Source organism: Streptomyces sp. NPDC033165, assembly GCF_055577965.1.
Genome location: NZ_JBVIPK010000001.1, coordinates 390,632 through 408,479, shown reverse-complemented (window position 1 = coordinate 408,479; position 17,848 = coordinate 390,632). Strand labels below are relative to the sequence as shown.

18 protein-coding genes are annotated in these 17,848 nt (G+C 70.9%); 8 read left to right on the top strand and 10 right to left on the bottom strand.

From position 1 onward, the window contains the following. Nucleotides 1–46 precede the first annotated feature (46 nt). A complete protein-coding gene (locus ACZ5WC_RS01890) occupies nucleotides 47–694 on the bottom strand; it encodes a LuxR C-terminal-related transcriptional regulator (protein WP_468538951.1) in 648 nt (215 codons plus the stop codon). Next, nucleotides 679–1,947, bottom strand: coding sequence for a sensor histidine kinase (locus ACZ5WC_RS01885; protein ID WP_468538950.1), 1,269 nt, complete (start codon nucleotides 1,945–1,947; stop codon nucleotides 679–681). Before ACZ5WC_RS01885 ends, ACZ5WC_RS01890 begins: the two co-directional genes overlap by 16 nt. A gap of 245 nt (nucleotides 1,948–2,192) precedes the next feature. Between ACZ5WC_RS01885 and ACZ5WC_RS01880 the strand changes: the two genes are divergently transcribed. Beyond that, nucleotides 2,193–4,337, top strand: coding sequence for an MMPL family transporter (locus ACZ5WC_RS01880; RefSeq protein WP_468538948.1), 2,145 nt, complete (start codon nucleotides 2,193–2,195; stop codon nucleotides 4,335–4,337). Nucleotides 4,338–4,593: 256 nt separating this feature from the next. On the opposite strand, the gene glnII is transcribed toward ACZ5WC_RS01880, so the two are convergent. The 3 genes from glnII to ACZ5WC_RS01865 form a co-directional block, all read right to left on the bottom strand. Continuing rightward, nucleotides 4,594–5,628, bottom strand: a complete 1,035-nt coding sequence (glnII, locus tag ACZ5WC_RS01875; RefSeq protein WP_468538947.1) for a glutamine synthetase — start codon at nucleotides 5,626–5,628, stop codon at nucleotides 4,594–4,596. Nucleotides 5,629–5,782: 154 nt separating this feature from the next. Continuing rightward, entirely contained in the window at nucleotides 5,783–6,922 is a 1,140-nt protein-coding gene (locus tag ACZ5WC_RS01870) for an ARPP-2 domain-containing protein (RefSeq protein WP_468538946.1), read from the bottom strand. Beyond that, complete coding sequence (locus tag ACZ5WC_RS01865) at nucleotides 6,919–8,466, bottom strand: hypothetical protein (protein ID WP_468538945.1); 1,548 nt, start codon at nucleotides 8,464–8,466, stop codon at nucleotides 6,919–6,921. Before ACZ5WC_RS01865 ends, ACZ5WC_RS01870 begins: the two co-directional genes overlap by 4 nt. A 389-nt stretch (nucleotides 8,467–8,855) precedes the next feature. Here ACZ5WC_RS01865 and ACZ5WC_RS01860 point away from each other — a divergent pair, with 389 nt between their 5' ends. Further along, nucleotides 8,856–9,764: a Gfo/Idh/MocA family protein gene (locus ACZ5WC_RS01860; protein ID WP_468538943.1), complete on the top strand. Its 909-nt coding sequence runs from the start codon at nucleotides 8,856–8,858 to the stop codon at nucleotides 9,762–9,764. Here ACZ5WC_RS01860 and pdxR read toward each other — a convergent pair whose 3' ends face one another. Next, nucleotides 9,765–11,270: a MocR-like pyridoxine biosynthesis transcription factor PdxR gene (gene pdxR, locus ACZ5WC_RS01855; protein ID WP_468538942.1), complete on the bottom strand. Its 1,506-nt coding sequence runs from the start codon at nucleotides 11,268–11,270 to the stop codon at nucleotides 9,765–9,767. Nucleotides 11,271–11,317: 47 nt separating this feature from the next. On the opposite strand from pdxR, the gene ACZ5WC_RS01850 reads away from it, so the two are divergent. Beyond that, nucleotides 11,318–11,815 carry a carboxymuconolactone decarboxylase family protein gene (locus tag ACZ5WC_RS01850; RefSeq protein ID WP_468538940.1) on the top strand — a complete coding sequence of 166 codons (498 nt, stop codon included), beginning with the start codon at nucleotides 11,318–11,320 and terminating at the stop codon, nucleotides 11,813–11,815. 148 nt (nucleotides 11,816–11,963) lie between these two features. Here ACZ5WC_RS01850 and ACZ5WC_RS01845 read toward each other — a convergent pair whose 3' ends face one another. Further along, nucleotides 11,964–12,323, bottom strand: coding sequence for an arsenate reductase family protein (locus ACZ5WC_RS01845; protein ID WP_468538939.1), 360 nt, complete (start codon nucleotides 12,321–12,323; stop codon nucleotides 11,964–11,966). Between the two features lie 119 nt (nucleotides 12,324–12,442). Between ACZ5WC_RS01845 and ACZ5WC_RS01840 the strand changes: the two genes are divergently transcribed. From ACZ5WC_RS01840 to ACZ5WC_RS01820, 5 genes are all read left to right on the top strand, one after another. Continuing rightward, nucleotides 12,443–12,748, top strand: coding sequence for a hypothetical protein (locus tag ACZ5WC_RS01840; protein ID WP_096631696.1), 306 nt, complete (start codon nucleotides 12,443–12,445; stop codon nucleotides 12,746–12,748). 141 nt (nucleotides 12,749–12,889) lie between these two features. Beyond that, on the top strand, nucleotides 12,890–13,459 hold the full coding sequence (gene cpt, locus ACZ5WC_RS01835) for a chloramphenicol phosphotransferase CPT (protein WP_468538937.1): 570 nt from the start codon (nucleotides 12,890–12,892) through the stop codon (nucleotides 13,457–13,459). Beyond that, nucleotides 13,456–14,022 carry a GNAT family N-acetyltransferase gene (locus tag ACZ5WC_RS01830; RefSeq protein ID WP_468538935.1) on the top strand — a complete coding sequence of 189 codons (567 nt, stop codon included), beginning with the start codon at nucleotides 13,456–13,458 and terminating at the stop codon, nucleotides 14,020–14,022. Before cpt ends, ACZ5WC_RS01830 begins: the two co-directional genes overlap by 4 nt. A gap of 124 nt (nucleotides 14,023–14,146) precedes the next feature. After that, on the top strand, nucleotides 14,147–14,290 hold the full coding sequence (locus ACZ5WC_RS01825) for an HGGxSTG domain-containing protein (protein ID WP_311119255.1): 144 nt from the start codon (nucleotides 14,147–14,149) through the stop codon (nucleotides 14,288–14,290). 340 nt (nucleotides 14,291–14,630) lie between these two features. Then, on the top strand, nucleotides 14,631–15,563 hold the full coding sequence (locus tag ACZ5WC_RS01820) for a hypothetical protein (RefSeq protein WP_468538933.1): 933 nt from the start codon (nucleotides 14,631–14,633) through the stop codon (nucleotides 15,561–15,563). Between the two features lie 493 nt (nucleotides 15,564–16,056). Here the strand turns inward: ACZ5WC_RS01820 and ACZ5WC_RS01815 are convergent, their stop codons facing one another. From ACZ5WC_RS01815 to ACZ5WC_RS01805, 3 genes are read right to left on the bottom strand one after another with little or no spacing between them, the layout of a single operon-like run. Next, complete coding sequence (locus ACZ5WC_RS01815; RefSeq protein ID WP_468538931.1) at nucleotides 16,057–16,215, bottom strand: hypothetical protein; 159 nt, start codon at nucleotides 16,213–16,215, stop codon at nucleotides 16,057–16,059. Beyond that, nucleotides 16,208–17,365 carry a caspase family protein gene (locus ACZ5WC_RS01810; RefSeq protein ID WP_468538929.1) on the bottom strand — a complete coding sequence of 386 codons (1,158 nt, stop codon included), beginning with the start codon at nucleotides 17,363–17,365 and terminating at the stop codon, nucleotides 16,208–16,210. Before ACZ5WC_RS01810 ends, ACZ5WC_RS01815 begins: the two co-directional genes overlap by 8 nt. Next, entirely contained in the window at nucleotides 17,362–17,727 is a 366-nt protein-coding gene (locus tag ACZ5WC_RS01805; protein ID WP_468538927.1) for an effector-associated constant component EACC1, read from the bottom strand. Before ACZ5WC_RS01805 ends, ACZ5WC_RS01810 begins: the two co-directional genes overlap by 4 nt. Between the last annotated feature and the right edge of the window lie 121 nt (nucleotides 17,728–17,848).

Genomic DNA, 17,848 nt, shown 5'->3' with positions numbered 1-17,848 from the left:
CAGAGCCCGGGCCGATTCGTGGGAACCTCCAGCCGCCGAAGGGGCATCACCCGTGATCCAGATACGCCAGCACCGCCAGCACCCGTCGGTTGTCGTCGTCCGACGGGGGCAGACCGAGCTTGCCGAAGATGTTCGACGTGTGCTTGGCCACCGCCCGCTCCGTGATCACCATCTGCGAGGCGATGGCGGCGTTCGAGCGGCCCTGGGCCATGAGCGCCATCACCTCCCGCTCGCGCGGGGTGAGGCCGCCCATCGGCTTGTCCTGTGAACGGCGGGACAGGAGCTGGGAGATCACCTGCGGGTCCATCGCCGTGCCGCCCGCCGCCACCCGGCGTACCGCGTCGATGAACTGGTCCGCGTCGAAGACCCGGTCCTTCAGCAGATACCCGATGCCGCCGTCGCCGTCCGCCAGCAGCTCCCGTGCGTACAGCTGCTCCACGTGCTGGGAGAGGACCAGCACCGGGAGACCCGGCCGGGCCCGGCGGGCCGCGAGTGCGCACTGGAGGCCCTCGTCCGTGTGGGACGGCGGGAGCCGGACGTCGACGACGGCGACATCCGGCTCCAACTCGGCCAGGGCCTTGGTCAGTTCGGGCCCGGTCTCCACAGCTGCGGCGATCTCGAAGTCGTACGCCTCCAGCATGCGCACCAGGCCGTCACGCAACAGGAAGAGATCTTCGGCTAGGACAACTCGCAAGGAATCTCCATGGTCACCATGGTGGGACCGCCCGCGGGGCTGCTGACGGCCAGGACGCCGTCGAATGTACCCAGTCGCCGTTCGATTCCGCTCAGCCCCGAACCCGGTCCGACCACCGCGCCGCCCTTCCCGTCGTCCGTCACGGAGATCCGGAGCATCCCCTCCGCGTGGTGCAGGTCCACGTAGATCCGCTCGGCCCCCGCGTGCTTCACCGCGTTCGTCAGGGCCTCGCTGACCGCGAAGTACGCCGCCGACTCCACCGGCGCCTCCGCCCGCCCCGGCAGCTCGACGGTCACCTCGGAGGCGACCGGCAGCCGCAGGGCCAGCGCCTTGACCGCGTCTCCCAGGCCCCGTTCGGCGAGGACCGGCGGGTGGATGCCCCGGACCAGGTCGCGCAGTTCGGTCAGGGCCTCCGCGGAGGACTCCCGGGCCATCGCCAGCATCTTCTTCGCCTGCGCCGGGTCCTTCTCGATCAGCGCCTCGATCGTGCCCAGGTTCATGCCCATCGCGACCAGCCGGGCCTGCGCCCCGTCGTGCAGGTCCCGCTCGATCCGGCGCAGTTCGGACGCGGCGGTGTCCACGGCCTCGTGGCGGGTCTCGGTCAGCCGCTGGACGCGCTGCTCCAGCTCCTGGTCCTGGGTGGGCGCCAGCAGAGTGCGGGCGAGCACGAAGTGCGCCCGCAGCAGCGGCTCGGAGGCCCGCATCCCGAGGTGGAAGAGCACGACCCCCAGTGCCAGGGCGGCCAGCCCCGTCAGCTGGCTGTCCACCGGCACGAACCCGTACCAGTACGGGTCGTCGCGGAACACGCGCCACAGGCCCGCCGCCAGGACGAGCCCCTCGACCGGGTAGATCATCAGGCCCGCCGCCAGGAACGCCACCACCGTGCCGGCCGTCATGTCGACCAGCAGCCACTGCAGATCCCGCCAGGTCGCCGGGTCCTTCAGCATCAGCGTGGTCCGCTCCACCTGACCGGTGACGCCCGGCCGCAGATCCTTCGGGAAGGGCCGGTAGGGGACCGGAATCCGTACGTCCGACCAGGTCACCGCCCACAGCCGCCGCTGGTTGGCGTGCTTGCGGACCGCCTCCAGCACCACCGGGGTGGTGAACACCCCGATGCCCAGCAGGATGAAGGAGATCGAGAGCACCGCGAGGACGAACAGGGTGATGGACGCCGCCAGCCCCACGACCGACAGGAACAGCCCTCGCCCCGCCGCCACCATCGACGGCCGCAGCCGTCCCGAGAACACCTTCATCGTGGTCCCTCTCCCCTCACCGAACCCGGGCTGGTTCCCGGTCCGGATGCCAGTCTCACCCGGACCGGCCCCGCCGCGGCAGCCGGTCCGCCACCCGGAGGGGGTGTACCTGGCACCACCCCCGTATCCGCCCCCTACACCTCCGTGACCGGGGGGTTCGACGGCTGGGGTGGACCGCGTCCCGTTCCTAGATTCGAAGCGTCCCGAAGTACTTACCCGACGCTCACCTCTGGGGGAGAGACCACATGAGGCGTAACCTCGCCGCACGCATCGGCGTGTGGAGCACACACCACCGCAAGACGGCCATTCTCGGCTGGCTGCTCTTCGTCGTGCTCGCCACGGGCGTCGGCGGGGCCACCGGCATGGTCGAGATGACCAACGCGGAGAACGGGGCCGGCGACTCCGCCCGCGCCGAACAGATCCTCCTCGACGCCGGACTCGACAAGCCCGCGGGCGAACTCGTCATGGTCTCCGCCCCCGCCGCGGGCGACTGGAAGCCGGCCGCCCAGGCCCTCGCCACCGCCGTACGGGAGACCGGCGAGGCACAGAACATCGCCCCGCCTCTCGCCTCCGAGGACGGCAAGGACGCCTTGATCACCTTCGAGATGAAGGGCGAGGCCGCCACCTCCTCCGACCGGATCCAGCCCGTCCTGGACGCGGTCGCCGCCGTCGGCAAGGACCACCCGGACGTCGAGATCCACCAGTTCGGCGAGGCCAGCGCGGGCAAGTGGCTCGGCGACCTGCTCGCTGAGGACTTCAAGAAGGCCGAGTTCACCGCCGTACCGCTGGCCCTCGGCATCCTCCTCGTCGCCTTCGGCGCGGTGGTCGCCGCCCTGCTCCCGGTAGGGCTCGCCCTCACCGCGTGCATGGCCGCCTTCGGCCTCCTCTCGATCGCCAGCCACCAGCTGCACCTGTTCCAGACCACGTACTCCGTGATGTTCCTGATGGGCTTCGCCGTCGGCGTCGACTACTGCCTGTTCTACCTGCGCCGCGAACGCGACGAACGCGCCGCCGGGCGGGACGCCGAGACCGCCCTGCGCATCGCCGCCGCCACCAGTGGCCGGGCGGTCCTCGTCTCCGGCCTCACCGTGATGGTCGCGATGGGCGGCATGTTCCTCTCCGGGCTCCTGCTGTTCAAGGGCTTCGCGCTCGCCACGATCATCGTCGTGTTCATCGCCATGCTCGGCTCGGTCACCGTCCTGCCCGCCCTGCTCTCCTGGCTCGGCGACCGCATCGACGCGGGCCGCGTCCCGTTCCTGAACCGCCGTGCCAAGCACGGCCAGGCCGGCAGCGGTCGCATCACCGGCCGGGTGCTGGGCCCCGTCCTCGCCCGCCCCCGCCTCTTCGCCGTCGCCGCCGTCGTCCTGCTCCTCGGCCTCGCCGCGCCCGCCCTCGGCATGAAGACCGAATCCCTCGGCCTGGAAAAGCAGTTCGGCTCCGACTCGCAGCTCTCGATCGCCCACAGCCGCATCACCGACAGCTTCCCCGGCGGCCCCGCCCCCGCCCTCGTCGTGGTCACCGCCGATGACATCACCGCCCCGGAGATCAGCAAGGCCCTCGACGCCTTCGACGACGTCACCGTCCACCGCACCGAGAACGTCGCCGAGGTCGAGGTCCCCCTCCCGCACGGCACCGCCGACCTCACCGAACTGCGCGAACAGCGCCTGCCCGCCGCCTTCGACGGCACCGGCGCCACGGCCTACGTCACCGGGGAGACCGCCGGGTCCGTCGACTTCAACGACCAGCTGCGCCGCGGCATCGTCCCCGTCTTCGCCTTCATCACCGCGGTGACCTTCCTGCTGATGCTGTTCTGCTTCCGGTCCTACGTCATCGCCATCACCTCCATCGTCCTCAACCTGCTCTCCGTGGCCGCCTCCTACGGCGTCATGACCGCCGTCTTCCAGCACGGCTGGGGCGCGTCGCTGATCGGCTCGGAAGGGGTCGGCGCGATCGAGGCGTGGATGCCGCTGTTCGTCCTCGTGGTCCTGTTCGGCCTGTCCATGGACTACCACGTGTTCGTCGTCTCCCGGATCCGCGAGGCCCGCGGCGGCGGCCTGGACAACCGGGCCGCGATCGAGACCGGCATCCGCCGCACTGCGGGCGCGGTGACCGGCGCGGCGGCGATCATGGTGGCGGTCTTCGCGGTGTTCGGCACGCTGTCCATGCAGGACATGCAGCAGATGGGCGTCGGCCTCGCCGTCGCGGTGCTGCTCGACGCCACCGTCGTACGGATGGTGCTCCTGCCCTCCGTGATGCTGCTCCTGGGCGAGCGCAACTGGCGTACCCCGCGCGGCCTTTCCCGCCTCCCGAGCCTGGAGCACGACGACCCGGCAGGCCCGGCCGAGCCGGTGAACGCGTCGGCTCCGGCTCCGGCGGCGCAGCAGTTCTGACACACCTGGTCGAAGTCATGGTGCTGACGGGAAGGCCGGAACGGCTCCAGGCCGCTGCGACCCGACGCGATGTACTGGAAGCTGGCCACGGCTCCGTTGAAGCAGACATCGCGGCGGTGCGTCAGACTCCTCTCACCCGTCGATCCGACCTGTTGACGTCAACTTCCTCACGCACCGCGAGAGACCCGCCGCAAAGCCGCGAGGGGCCCGCCGGAGAACGGCGGGCCCCTCGTACGTACGGCTGCGGCGGGACGGATCAGACCTGGTCGGCCTTCTCCAGCGCGGTGCAGCAGGTGTCGACGATCAGTCGCGTGACGACGTACGGGTCCACGTTGGCGTTGGGGCGACGGTCCTCGATGTACCCCTTCTGGTCCTGCTCGACCTGCCACGGGATACGGACCGAGGCGCCGCGGTCGGAGACGCCGTAGCTGTACTCGTTCCAGGGGGCCGTCTCGTGCAGGCCGGTGAGCCGGTCGTCGATGCCCGCGCCGTAGTTCTTGACGTGGTCCATCGGCTTGGAGCCCTCGCCCAGCGACTCGCACGCGGTGATGATCGCGTCGTAGCCCTCGCGCATCGCCTTCGTGGAGAAGTTGGTGTGCGCGCCCGCGCCGTTCCAGTCGCCCTTGACCGGCTTGGGGTCCAGGGTCGCGGAGACGTTGAAGTCCTCGGCGGTGCGGTAGAGCAGCCAACGGGCCACCCACAGCTGGTCGGAGACCTCCAGCGGGGACAGCGGGCCCACCTGGAACTCCCACTGGCCGGGCATGACCTCGGCGTTGATGCCGGAGATGCCGAGCCCCGCCTTGAGGCAGTTGTCGAGGTGCTTCTCCACGATCTGACGGCCGAAGATCTCGTCGGCGCCGACGCCGCAGTAGTAGCCGCCCTGCGCGGCCGGGAAGCCGCCCTCGGGGAAGCCGAGCGGCCGGTGGCCGTCGAAGAAGGTGTACTCCTGCTCGATGCCGAAGACCGGGGCCTGGCCCGCGAACCGCTCGGCCACCGGACGCAGCGCGGCCCGGGTGTTGGACTCGTGCGGCGTCATGTCGATGTTGAAGACCTCGCACAGGACGAGGACGTCGTCACCGCCGCGGATCGGGTCCGGGCAGGTGAAGACGGGCTTCAGCACCCGGTCGGAGGCGTGGCCCTCGGCCTGGTTGGTGCTGGAGCCGTCGAAGCCCCAGACCGGGAGGTCCGCCACGTCCTGCGACGGCGTGCCGTCCATGATCTTCGTCTTGGAACGAAGCTTGGCGGTCGGCTCGGTGCCGTCTATCCAGATGTACTCAGCCTTGAACGTCACGGACGCCATCCTTTGCGGGTGCAGCGGTCTATGCCGCGCAGCTTGGCAAGACGCGATTTCCCGTCCGTTGCCCGAGTGTGAACCCCGTGTTACCGAGGTTCCCTGCGTTACAGGGCGCCTGGTCCGGGCCGGTCGCACACTGCCCGGGCCGGGGTCACACGTTGCCCTTGAGCAGGTTCCCGACCCCGGCCGCCCGGATGCGCCGCACCAGTTCCTCCCGGCTCGCCCCCAGCGCGGCGGCCGCCCGCGACAGCTCCCAGTCCGCGCCCGCCAGGGTGTGCAGCAGGTGGCCGCGCCGGATCTGGGCGTCGGAGAGCCGGAACGTCTTGAGGTAGGCGACCCGGCCCCGGTGATCGGTGATCGTCTCCCCGATGTGCTGCCCGCTGCCGTCCCGGACGAACGGCGGCAGGAACCGCCACAGCGTGAACGACCCCATCCGGTAGACCCGGTCGAACCCGTACGAGGAGTCCAGCAGCTCCCGCGCGAACAGGCTGTCGTGCGCCTCCTCCCACGCGCGCTCCTGCCCCCGCGCGGCCGCCCGCAGATCGGCGAGCTTACGGATGTGCTCCCCGCCCCCGAGCCGCGCGCCGAACTCCGGGACCGGCGCCCCGTACAGCGCGTGCTGGTGCACCAGCTCCCCGTACAGGTCCTCCACCAGCGAGGCGTGGAGCAGCCGGTAGTCCTCCGGGTGCGGCACCACGAACGCGGCGGCGAGCGCGTCGGAGACGTACACCATCACCCCGCACTGGTCCGGGTGGATCTCGAAGATCCGCAGCGCCTCCCCGAGCCCGCGCACCGACCGCCCGAGGTACGCGTCCTCGGCGCGCGGCGAGAGCCCGTCGCGCAGGGCCGCCCGCGACCACTCCTCCCAGGCCGTCGACGGACCGCCGAAGTGCAGCGCGAGGTAGCCCTCCAGGGCCAGGTGGAGCGGCAGGAACCGCAGCCGTTCGCCGGGGCGCCGCTTGGCCGTGCGGTGGTGGGGGAGCGAGGGAAGGCGGACGGTCGTCGGCGCGTCCCGGCCGCCGAACTGCGTTCCGTACGCGGCGGACTGCCCGCCCGGCCCCGGCTCGGCGGTATCGGTGCCCGACCAGTCGGCGACGAACCCGTGGGGAATGTACGAGACGTAGTGGCTACGGGGTCCGAGCTCGACGATCCCCGTGCCGAGTCCCTCGTACACCTCCCGGTGCAGCCGCAGCCCCTCCACCGGTGCCTCGCGCACCAGCGGGACGAGCCGGACGCCTCCCCACACCTGGGAGGGCCGGGTGGTGAGCCCGGTGAGCTCCAGCCGGTTCACGACGCGCTCTCCTTCTCTCCCAGGAACCGGGCCACCCGGCGGCCCAGATACGCGTGCAGCTCCGCCGCCCCGGTCCGTCCCTCCGCGAACCGGGCGATCTCCACCAGGGCGGGCAGATCCTCCGCGTCCCGGATGCCGGCCGTCGGAACCCCCGCAGCGAGCCGCCGGACGTCGAAACCGGCCGCGTCGTATACGGGGTTGAGATGCACGACGGCCGTCCGGCGCGCCGGGTCCAGCCGACTCCGCCACACGCGCAGCACCTCGCCCGCAAGACCCCCCGGAGCGTTGTCCCAGCCGTCCGAGACGATCACCAGCCGGTCCGGAGCAGCGTCGGCCGGCCGGTCCGGAGCGGCGTCGACCGGCCGGTCCGGACCAGCGCTCGCGGGCCGGTCCGCACCGCCGCCGCCCGGCCCGGGCTCCAGTGCGTCCAGGATCCGCATCCCGAGCGGGGTCGGCCCCCATGGGCGTACGAGCAGGGCGTCGTCCCGGCCCGAGGTCCACAGCGCGCGGTAGGCGCCGGGAGCGGCGAGCGCCTCCAGCAGGTAGTGGGAGGCCAGCGCGACGGCCAGCGGCCGCCGCCGCTTCTGCCCCGAACCGGACGAGGAGAAGCTGTCGTCCAGCACCGCGTGGACACGCCCCCAGGTCCCCGCGTGCCCGCCCGCGGCCCGGCGGGCGGCCGCGCGCAGGGCACCGGTCAGCTCCGCGCGGCGGGCGGCGCGCCGCTCGAAGGGGAGCGCGAGCACGTACAGGGCCAGGCGGGTCAGCGGCATGACGGTCAGATCGACGTCCGGCTGCTGGTCGCCCCCCACCCGCTGCTCCTGGGTGCGCAGGCGCTCCAGCCGGGTCATCCGGGGCGCGGCCTGCTTCAGGAACACCTCGCGCTTCATCCCGTGCCGGTCCGCGAACCCCTCCGCGACGGTGAACGGCAGCTCGGCCACGGCCCCCTGCTCGTAGTGGGCGCGCCGCCAGGCGTCCAGCAGCCGGTGCTCGTAGCGCGGCAGCCGCCCGGGCCGGAACAGGAACGCCCCGACCTCGGCGAGCGGCTCCGTCCCCTCGGGGCAGCGCAGATGGATGTGGCGGGCGGCCGACTTCAGCCCGCTGCGGTACTTCACCGCGTCGTAACCCAGGTCCGGCCGGGCCGCCAGCCAGTCGCGCATGATCGCGCGGGTGCGCCGGTTGTTGACCCCGGCCCGGCGCAGCTCGCCGAAGAGCCGGTAGACGCGCGGCGGCGGCAGCAGCGCCAGCCGGGCGGCGACGAGCCGCCCCTCGGTGCGCCGCTCCTCCGTACTCGCCTCGCCCGCCGTCTCCAGGAGCTGGCGTACGATGCGGGCGGCGTTGTGGTCGTTGATGTCCAGGGCCAGCGAAGAGGCGTAGACACGCCGGTAGTTGACCCGTACGTAGGTGTGGAGGAAGTCCAACGACAGCTGCTGGCCGACGGCGTCGGAGCGGAACTCGCGCTGCCCGGTCGCGGTGATCGCCGCGTTCACGAAGAGCAGGACGTCCTCGGCGGCGACGAGGTCGGCGAAGGTCTCGGACGCAGGCATGGTCTTCCCCCGGTGGATGTGGATGCCGGCCGGGGAATGGGGGCGCGAACAACGAAATCATCGCTTTACAGGCACATCTCGGAAGTCGCAGCCGGAGTCCCGCGGCCGGCCCGCGAAACGTAACCGGACACGAGGGTGCCGCGCCACCGCATTCGGGACCGCTTCAAGGCTCCCGTTCCGAGCCCTCCGTTCGAGGGCCCCCGCCCCAGGACCCTCGTTCCCAAGCTCCCCGCCCCAGGACCCTCCGTTCCAAGACCTCTCTTCCAACGCCCTCTTCCAGGGTCCCGCTCCAAAACCCCGTTCCAGGGTCCCGCTCCAGGACCCCGCTCCCGGCCCCTTTCCGGGGATCGTTTCCAGGGCTCTTTCGCGCACCGGGCACACTGGCACCCATGACGACTGCGGGCACCACTCCTCTGCGTATCGGTCTCCTCGGCACCGGCCCCTGGGCGCGCAACACCCAGGCCCCCGCGCTCGCCGCCCACCCCGGCGTCGAGCTGAGCGGGATGTGGGGCCGCCGGGCCGAGGCTGCGGAGGCCCTCGCGGCCGCCCACGGGACGCGGGCGTACACGGGTGAGGAGGGGATCGACGCGCTGCTGGAGGCGAGCGACGCGATCGCCTTCGCGCTGCCGCCGGACGTCCAGGCCCCGCTGGCCGTCCGGGCGGCGGAGGCGGGCTGCCACCTGCTGATGGACAAGCCGGTGGCCACGACGGTCGAGGGGGCCCGCGCGGTGGCCGAGGCGGCGGCGGAGGCCGGGGTCGCCTCGGTGGTCTTCTGCACCCTGCGCTTCGCCCCGGAGACGTCGGCCTGGATCGCCGAACAGACAGCGGCGGGCGGCTGGTTCACCGCTCGCGCCCAGTGGCTCGGCTCGCTCTACGCGGCCGGCTCCACCAGCGAGTACGCGGAGTCCCCGTGGCGGCGCGACAAGGGCGGCCTGTGGGACGTCGGCCCGCACGCGCTCTCGGTGCTCATCCCGGTCCTGGGCGAGGTCACGGAGGTGACCGCCGCCCGCGGCCCCGCCGACACCACCCACCTGATCCTGCGCCACGCTTCCGGCGCCTCCAGCACGGTGACCCTCGGCCTGAGCGCCCCGCCCGGCGCGGCGGGCGTGCAGATCGAGCTCCGGGGCGAGCGGGGGACGGCCGAGATCCCGGGCTGGGACGGCGCGCGGACCGCGTTCCGGGGAGCGGTGGACGCGCTGGCCGAAGCGGTACGCACGGGGGTGCCGCACGCCTGCGACGCCCGCTTCGGCCTCCACCTCACGGAGCTGCTGGCACAGGCGGAGTCGCAGGCGGCCTGATCACCCCGGCGGGAGGGCCCGGCACAGGGCCTCCAGCGCCTCCGGGTAGGCGTGTTCGGCGGGGGTGGCATAGCCGACAACGAGCCCGTCACGGGCGTCGGCATCGCCGTCCGAGGCGTCCTCCGCCGGGTCAGGGCCCGGGCCCTGGTGCGGGCGGGTGCCGGAGCCGCCCGCGTACGGAGTCACGTCCGCGCCCGGACCCGGAGTCGCCCCCGGGTGCCGGTAGTCGGCCAGCCCCTCCACCGCAAGCCCCTGCCAGGCCGCCGCCCGGACCACCGAACGCTCGGTGCCGGGCGGCAGCTCAAGCACCGCGTGCAGGCCCGCCGCGATCCCGGTGACCCGGACGTGCGGCGCCCGCCGCTCCAGGGCGGCCACCAGCTGGTCCCGGCGGCGGCGGTGGCGCTGCCGCATCCGCCGTACCTGCCGGTCGTACGCGCCCGACTCGACGAAGTCCGCGAGCGTCAGCTGCTCGGTGGCGCTCGACCACTGCTCACGCTCGCCCTTCGCCGCCACGACGGGCGCGACCAGCCGCTGGGGCAGCACCATCCAGCCGATCCGCAGACCGGGGGAGAGGCTTTTGCTGACCGATCCGAGCAGCACCACATGCTCGGGATCGAGCCCTTGGACGGCCCCCACGGGCTGCCGGTCGTAGCGGAACTCCCCGTCGTAGTCGTCCTCGACGACCAGCCCCCCGGTGGACCGGGCCCAGTCGACCACGGCGGCCCGCCGCGCCGGGTGCAGCGGTCCGCCGGTCGGGAACTGGTGGGCGGGCGTGAGCAGTACGGCACGGTCCCGGCGGGTCAGCCCGTCGACCCGTGCCCCGTCCCCGTCCACGCCCAGCGGCCGCGTCCCGACGCCGTGAGAGGCGAGGAGCCCGCGGTGGAAGGGCAGACCGTACTCCTCCGCCGCCCACGGACCGCCGAGCACGTCCGCCAGCAGCCGCAGCCCGTGCGCGGCGCCCGAGCAGAGGACGATGCGCTCCGGCGAGGCCCGCACCCCGCGCACCCGGGCCAGATAACCGGCCAGGGCCCGCCGCAGCTCGGGCCGCCCGTGCGGATCGCCGGGCCCGAACGCGTCGTTGGGGGCGGCCGCGATGGCCCGGCGCGCGGAGGCCAGCCAGGCGGTGCGCGGGAAGACCGAGGGGTCCGGCCGCCCCTGGACCAGGTCGTGGACCGGGCGGGCGGCGCGCTCGGGGGTGCGCGGCCGGTGGACGGGGGTGACGGGGGCGGCCCGCTCGGCGACCCGGGTGCCCGAGCCCTGGCGGGCCGCCAGCCACCCCTCCGCGACCAGCTCCGCGTAGGCGTCGGCGACGGTGTTGCGGGCCAGGCCCAGGTCGGCGGCGAGGGAACGGTAGGGCGGCAGCCGGGTACCGGGGGCGAGCCGCCCGCTGCGGACGGCCTCGCGCAGCGCGGCCATCAGGACGGCCCGGCGGTTGCCCGTACCGGAGAGCTCCAGTGGCAGATCACTGCCCAGGATCTCCGCGGAATTGACCCATGAATCCGTCATCGAAATGCACCCCGTAACCGGTCGCCCGTCGTCCTAGATTCGTACCCATGACGACGACGGAGATCAAGACGAACGACCGCGCCACGACGACCGCCCCCACCGCTCGGCTCAATTTCGCGAAGACCGCCCCGAAGGTCTTCCGGGCCGTGATCGGCCTGGACGCGGCGGCCCGCGAGGGCCTGGACCCGACCCTGGTCGAGCTGGTCCAGATCCGCTCCTCGCACCTGAACAACTGCGCGTACTGCCTGCACATGCACACCACGGACGCGCGCAAGGCGGGGGAGAGCGAGGAGCGGCTGCACATGGTCGCGGTGTGGCAGGAGGCGACCCACTTCTTCACGGAGAAGGAACAGGCGGCCCTGGCCCTGACCGACGCGGTCACCCGGGTCGCGGACGCCGGGGTTCCGGACGCGGTCTACGGCCGGGCGGCGGCGCACTTCGACGAGGAGGAGCTGGCCCAGCTGCTGGCCCTGATCCTCACCATCAACACCTGGAACCGCATCGCCCTCGCCACCTCCAAGCGCGCGGGCACGGACGAGCGCTGACCGTCAGGCCCCGCCGCCCTGGGCCTCGGCCAACGATCCCCGGCGTGACCCACCACACCCTGCCGCCGCACGTCCCGGCGGCGGCCGAGCTGAACCGCCGCCTGGACGTGTCGCCGTGTTGACGTGTTTCCGGGGCCCGAGGCCTCCGCTACCGCCCCAGCGCGTCCCGTACCGCGTCATCGGTGCGCGCCACCACGGCGCTGCCGTCGTCGGCGGTGATGATGGGCCGCTGGATCAGCTTGGGGTGCTCGGACAGCGCGGCGATCCACCGCTCGCGCGAACCGGCGTCCCGGGGCCACTCCTTGAGCCCGAGCTCCTTGGCCGCCGCCTCCTGCGTCCGTGCGATCTCCCACGGTTCGAGACCGAGCCGGTCGAGGACGGCCCGGATCTCCTCGGGCGACGGCACGTCCTCCAGGTAGCGGCGGACGGTGTAGTCGGCGCCTTCCGCGTCGAGCAGAGTCAGCGCGCTGCGGCACTTGGAACAGGCCGGATTGATCCAGATCTCCATGGGGCCAAGGGTACGTGAGGGACTGCCGAAATAGCCTCTGGCCAGGGGCGATTGTCAGTGGGGGGCAGTAAAATGGAGGGAGTTCGTAAGGGTTCCATCACCCTGCCAGGAGGATGCCGATGGCCGTTGCCGCAGTCACGTCCGAGCCGCTCGACCGACAGCTCCCGATGCCCTTCCACCCGCCGCTGCCCACCCCGATGCCGAAGAAGCGACTGCCCGCGGGCCGCCCCCGCGAGTGGTACGTCTCCCACAACCGCCGCCTCAAGGCCATGCGCCTGGCGATCGCCCTGCTCGACAGCGGGGTCTACCAGCCCTCCAGCGCCGGAAACCACCGGATACGGATCACCGCCGAGCGCCTGGGCATCCACCCGCCGTCCGACACCACCTGCCGCATGGTCCGCGCCCTGATCCGCTACGGCCGCTGACGACCAACCCCACCCACCCCACTCGCCTTACCCCGCACGCCGATCGCCCTGCGCCCCCGGACCTCACCGGCCCGGGGGCGCAGGCGCGGCCGCACCGAAAATCGCTGGGGGTCCCGTACCGGTCGCCTCTACCGTGACCCGGTGACGACTCAAGTGATCGTGCTGAACGGCGGGTCCAGCTCCGGCAAGTCCGGCATCGTCCGCTGCCTCCAGGCGGAACTGCCGGACCCATGGCTGGCCGCCGCGATCGATGCGCTGATCGACGCGATGCCCGCCTCCCTGCTGACGTCGGACAAGGGCATCGGGTTCGGTGCGGATGGCGAGGCAACCGTCGGACCGGAGTTCCGGAAGCTGGAGGCGGCCTGGCGCGAGGGGGTCGCCGCGATGGTACGGGCGGGCGCCCGGGTCATCGTCGACGACGTGTTCCTCGGCGGCCCGGCCTCCCAGGAACCGTGGCGGAAGGCACTGGCGGGCCTGGACGTGCTGTGGGTCGGCGTCAGGTGCGAGGCCGAGGCCGCCGCGGCCCGGGAGATCGCCCGCGGGGACCGTCCCCGGGGCATGGCCGAGTCCCAGGCCGAGACGGTCCACCGGGGCGTGGTGTACGACCTGGAGGTGGACACCACGCACACGGAGTCCCTGGACTGCGCAAGGACCATCGCGGCCCGCGCAACCTGCCGACCGGCCCCCGCGCACGAGGCTGGAACACCATGAGCGACCTGTGGACCGGCGAGAGGGTACGCCTTCGAGGCATCGAACCGGACGACTGGGAGGGCTTCCGGGCCCTGGCCCAGCACACCGTGGACGCCCGGAACGCCGACATGGTCGAGCCGCCCCGCTCGGACGAGGGCTTCCGCGCCTGGACCGCCGAACGCGCCGGCCGCACCCCGGACCCCGCCGCGTACCGCCTGGTCATCGAGACCCGCTCCGAGCACGCCTTCGCCGGCGCGGTGTCGGTCGGCGAGACGGACGCCCGAGCCGGACGTTTCCGTACGGGCATCGAGATCACCCGCGAACACCGCCGACGGGGCTACGCGGCAGAGGCCACCGAACTGGTCCTCACCTACATGTTCGCCGAACAGCGCTGCCACAAGTGCGAGGTGGAGGTCTACGCCTTCAACGACGCCTCCCTGGCCCTCTACCGCAAAATCGGCTTCGTCGAGGAGGGCCGCCTCCGCCGGCACGAGTTCTTCGCGGGCGCCTACCACGACGTGGTCCTGCTGGGCATCACGGCGGACGAGCACTGGGCGGGGAGGGCGCGGCCTTCGCTGCGGTGAGGGGCTGGTCGGCTTCCGGTCGCACGGGACCTGGAATCAGCCGACACGCGCGGATCGGCGGACACTGGACGCGCTGGTCCCCGACGATGCCTTCAACGCGTCGACCTGCGGGGCGGGAGGGCCCATGGGCAAGCAAGTCACCTGCGGATCACTGAAGACGAAGTCCGGCAAGCCGTGCCGCAACCCGGCGATGATCGGCTACTCCCGGTGTCAGCTCCACCGGGGCGAGTGGACTCCTCGGCAGCAGAGGAAGACCAAGAAACGTTAGAAGAGGAAGACCAAGAAGCGCTGACCGCGCCCAGGTGCACGACCTGTCGAGCCGGTACGACCGGCTCGTATCAACATCACGGCCGAGGGCCGCCGCCCCCGGAAGGAGGCAGCGGCCCTCGTCAGGTCAGGCGCAGGGGCCCGAGCCGTGGCTTAGATGTCGAAGTACAGGTGAGAAGCCCTCCTGACCTGCATTGATGCTGCTGTGTGACGTGCTCCGGTGCACTATGGGTGCACATGGCGGTAATCGACGTGTAGGGACGTGGAACAGTCAGCTCCGCGACCTACGCCGGTACCCTGGGCGCCCCAATTGCCGCCAACATCATTGGGAGTGCAGCACGTTGACGATCTCTGAACCGCGAACAGATCAGGCTCCCTCGTCGATGGGTGGCGCCACGCCTGGGCCTCCTCCACAGCAGGCGGGCCTGACGGGGGCTGGGCTGATCCAGATCATGGGTGCAGTTTTCACTACCCTAGCGCTTGGTCTTTCCGTCATCCTGTACGCCTCAGCCGATGGCTTCTACCGGCAGTTCGAAGGCATGCCTCTCGAGTGGGCCGGCCTGGACGCGCCAACCCTGCTGTGGCGTGCGGCACCGACGGCGCTCATTGTGAGCTTCATGCTGACTGTGGTCAGCGGTCTCTTGGCCGCCCTCGTGATGTGGCTTGCCCAGGCGCCAGCGGACGGAACGCTGGCCGGCTTCGTGCGCTTCGCACGGAAGCACATGTGGGTCCGAACTGCACTGCTCGCCTTGCCGTCCGCCCTCTTGATCAGTATTCCGACATTCGGCGAGGGCCAGTTGGTGTCCGACGGTGCCGGAGCCGCCATGCTGCTGATCTTCTGGTGGCTCCTGTTTGGGCTTGCGGTCGGAGTCGTTCCCCTTGCGGTGCCGCAACGTTTCCACCGGCCTGCCCGCGTAGCCGTCGCCCTGGCGATGGCCCTGAGTATCAGCGGTCTCTGGGCGGTGGGAGCGATGGAGGAACGCGGCGCGCGAACCGAACGTACCGGGCAGGTCGGTTTCGTAGAGCAGGCCATCGGGCTTCGCTTCCAATATGTTCGTGTGACGGTGGCCAAGATGCCGGGGCATGCAACTGAGGAGCCGTTCTTCGCCCTCTACCTCGGTGAATCTGGGGGCATCCAAACCCTGTATGACTGCAGCCGAGGTGAGCTGAGGAGACTTCCTGTCCCCTCGGTTCGGATGGCGATCGACACGGATGGCCGGGCCGCTGCGGCAGTGCAGTGGGCCTGCCAAGCTCAACGTCACAACGCTGATTGACGGCGAGGTCTGGCAGTCCTGAGCGGCGCTTTGTGCGCGGCGACAGACACTCGGGGACCTTCAGGCGAACTGTGATGAGTCGGCCGGACTGGTGGATCAAGCCGCGGCAGTGGTTGATCTGTTGCGGAACAACCAAGCGGCGCGTGAAGGTAGCCGCGAGCAGTTCACAGCCGAGTGCGCGCGGCCCTGAGACCCCACCCCTCTCTGGGAAATCGGACTGACCGATCAGATCATCCGAGGTGGCGCTTTACGCGGCTTGACCGATGGGCCTACCACGCGTACGTACGAGCTATCAGCGGATGATCATTCCCTCCGCGACGCTGACAAGCAGCCGTGGAGCGCCATGTGCCGACCAGATCTGGCCGCCGTTCTCTATCCGCCGGTCGCCAGAGCAGCTCCTCTGCCACACTCCACAACTGAGGAGCCAAGGCACTGAATCGGGGGGTACAGACGCAATGGCAAAGACGCGAAAGGGCTACTACCGAGCGGCACACTACGTGAAGCCAACGTCCGTTACCAGCAAGGCCAGGAAGCCGGCGTTCTGGATGGTGGTGGTCGGAGCGCTTTTGTTGATCGCTGCTTGGAACACCCTCTTCGGCGACGACGGCGACAAGACGACGCCGGAGCCCCAGCGGACGGTCCAGTCAGTCACGGAATCGCCGTCCCGATAGCTTTCGGAACCTTCGTGCCCAGGCGGACGACGTGCGGGTGTTCTGGCTCAGGTCCTGTGCCTCCTCGGCTACAGACGTGTCTGCATCCGAGGAGGCAGACCGAAGCCGTTCCCAACACGACTGCCAGTCGTCCAGTTGCTCGTCAGGCACCCCGCAGGCGGTCAGATAGAGGCCGGTAGTCCGCCAAGTCCTGGGCAGATCATTGCGGTTGAGCAGGTTGCCGACGGTTCCGGGAGCGATCTGCCCGCCGGAGCGGTGGCTGATGGCCGTATGTGTGAGGGCGCTGGCAATGCGTACCTGCCCCAACGCGCTGAAGAACCCTTCGATGGTGCGGATGGCTGAGGGGTCTGGCCACGCGCGGTGGTCCACACTCCCGTCACTCGGGCCGCTGGAAACGGGGGATCGGCTGAAGGAGGGATTCCAGCCCAGGGCGAGTCTGCCGTTGCTGTTGCGCTCTCGCCCCTGAGGGATGGGGCGGCCCTTTGCTGACAGTGACTTCCTCAGCTCGCGAAAGACGCTGTCGAGATCCAGCCGCTCGGGGCCTCCGGCGATACCGGTGGTGAGGATGGCGAGCAGCTCGCCGGTGAAAGCGGTGTGGGGTTCTCCGGGTGGGGCGAGTGCCTGACGGTTTTCCGAGGCCGCGGCGAGCAAGTACGTCCCTTCGACGTCAGCTTGGGCGGCCAACTCCGAAGGACCCATTGCTCCCAGAGCGAGTCCGCCGTAGCAGCAGTCGAGAATGACGACGGTCCGCTCCGCTCGCCCTTCCAGGAGAGCATCGCGGAGCCAGCTGTACGGAATCCCTGTGTCGACCCGATGCTGTTTGGACTGAGGTAGCCCGAGATAGAGCTCGCCCACTGGTGTGACGAGGCCATGTCCCGCGTAGTACACGAGCAGCGTGTCTCTGGCTGTTGCGCTGGCCCCGCGCAGGGAGTCCATAGCGGCCACCGCACTGGGCGGGTTAGAAAGCACGACGCAATCCTCCCTGCCGAGACTCCACGACGTAGGCCCGGTGAGCACCTCTGCCAAGGAGCTGAGGTTGTTGGAGACGGAGGGAAGGTCTTCCAGGAAGTCGTACGTGCTCGTTCCGATCAGCACTGCCCTCGATGCGCCGGGATCTGGGAACACGCTCACCCTGCCGAGCCCTCTTCGTCGTTCCGCCGGCCCTCTTGGAGCAGCCGTGTGATGCGTGCGATCTCCTCGTCACTGCAGTTGGTCAGCGCGTCAACGAGTTCCTCGTGCCGGACCGTCACACGGGAGGCACGCGGGCGTGTCTGTTTCCAAGCGGCAAGCGTCAAGGCGAAGTTTGCGGCGCTCCATCCGTTCTCCGTGACCAACTGCAGTATGTCGGCAACTGCCCCCATCTCACCCTCGCGTGGTGGCTGCTCGCACATCTCCACGCTGGCGGTACGCGGGATATCGGGGTCCCGGCGGAGCCAGGTCAGCAGTGAGCGGAGCTCGTCTTCCGTCGGCTCGACACGAATCTCAACGCGCATGTAGATCCCCCACTTGCTGCGCTACGGGATTTGGCGGTCTCAACCATGTTCGGGCATGGCCCTGCGCGGAATGGTGTCTTCGCTCAACCGCCCTGCGAAGTAGCAGAACGAGGCGTAGAAG

Excerpts from the sequence above, each read along its gene's own strand:
- ACZ5WC_RS01880 (WP_468538948.1), top strand. The coding sequence starts at position 2,193 with ATGAGGCGTAACCTCGCCGCACGCATCGGCGTGTGGAGCACACACCAC.
- ACZ5WC_RS01865 (WP_468538945.1), bottom strand. The coding sequence starts at position 8,466 with ATGCCTGCGTCCGAGACCTTCGCCGACCTCGTCGCCGCCGAGGACGTC.
- ACZ5WC_RS01830 (WP_468538935.1), top strand. The coding sequence starts at position 13,456 with ATGAGCGACCTGTGGACCGGCGAGAGGGTACGCCTTCGAGGCATCGAA.
- ACZ5WC_RS01805 (WP_468538927.1), bottom strand. The coding sequence starts at position 17,727 with ATGCGCGTTGAGATTCGTGTCGAGCCGACGGAAGACGAGCTCCGCTCA.
- ACZ5WC_RS01845 (WP_468538939.1), bottom strand. The coding sequence starts at position 12,323 with ATGGAGATCTGGATCAATCCGGCCTGTTCCAAGTGCCGCAGCGCGCTG.
- ACZ5WC_RS01885 (WP_468538950.1), bottom strand. The coding sequence starts at position 1,947 with ATGAAGGTGTTCTCGGGACGGCTGCGGCCGTCGATGGTGGCGGCGGGG.
- ACZ5WC_RS01850 (WP_468538940.1), top strand. The coding sequence starts at position 11,318 with ATGACGACGACGGAGATCAAGACGAACGACCGCGCCACGACGACCGCC.
- pdxR (WP_468538942.1), bottom strand. The coding sequence starts at position 11,270 with ATGACGGATTCATGGGTCAATTCCGCGGAGATCCTGGGCAGTGATCTG.
- ACZ5WC_RS01825 (WP_311119255.1), top strand. The coding sequence starts at position 14,147 with ATGGGCAAGCAAGTCACCTGCGGATCACTGAAGACGAAGTCCGGCAAG.
- ACZ5WC_RS01860 (WP_468538943.1), top strand. The coding sequence starts at position 8,856 with ATGACGACTGCGGGCACCACTCCTCTGCGTATCGGTCTCCTCGGCACC.
- ACZ5WC_RS01840 (WP_096631696.1), top strand. The coding sequence starts at position 12,443 with ATGGCCGTTGCCGCAGTCACGTCCGAGCCGCTCGACCGACAGCTCCCG.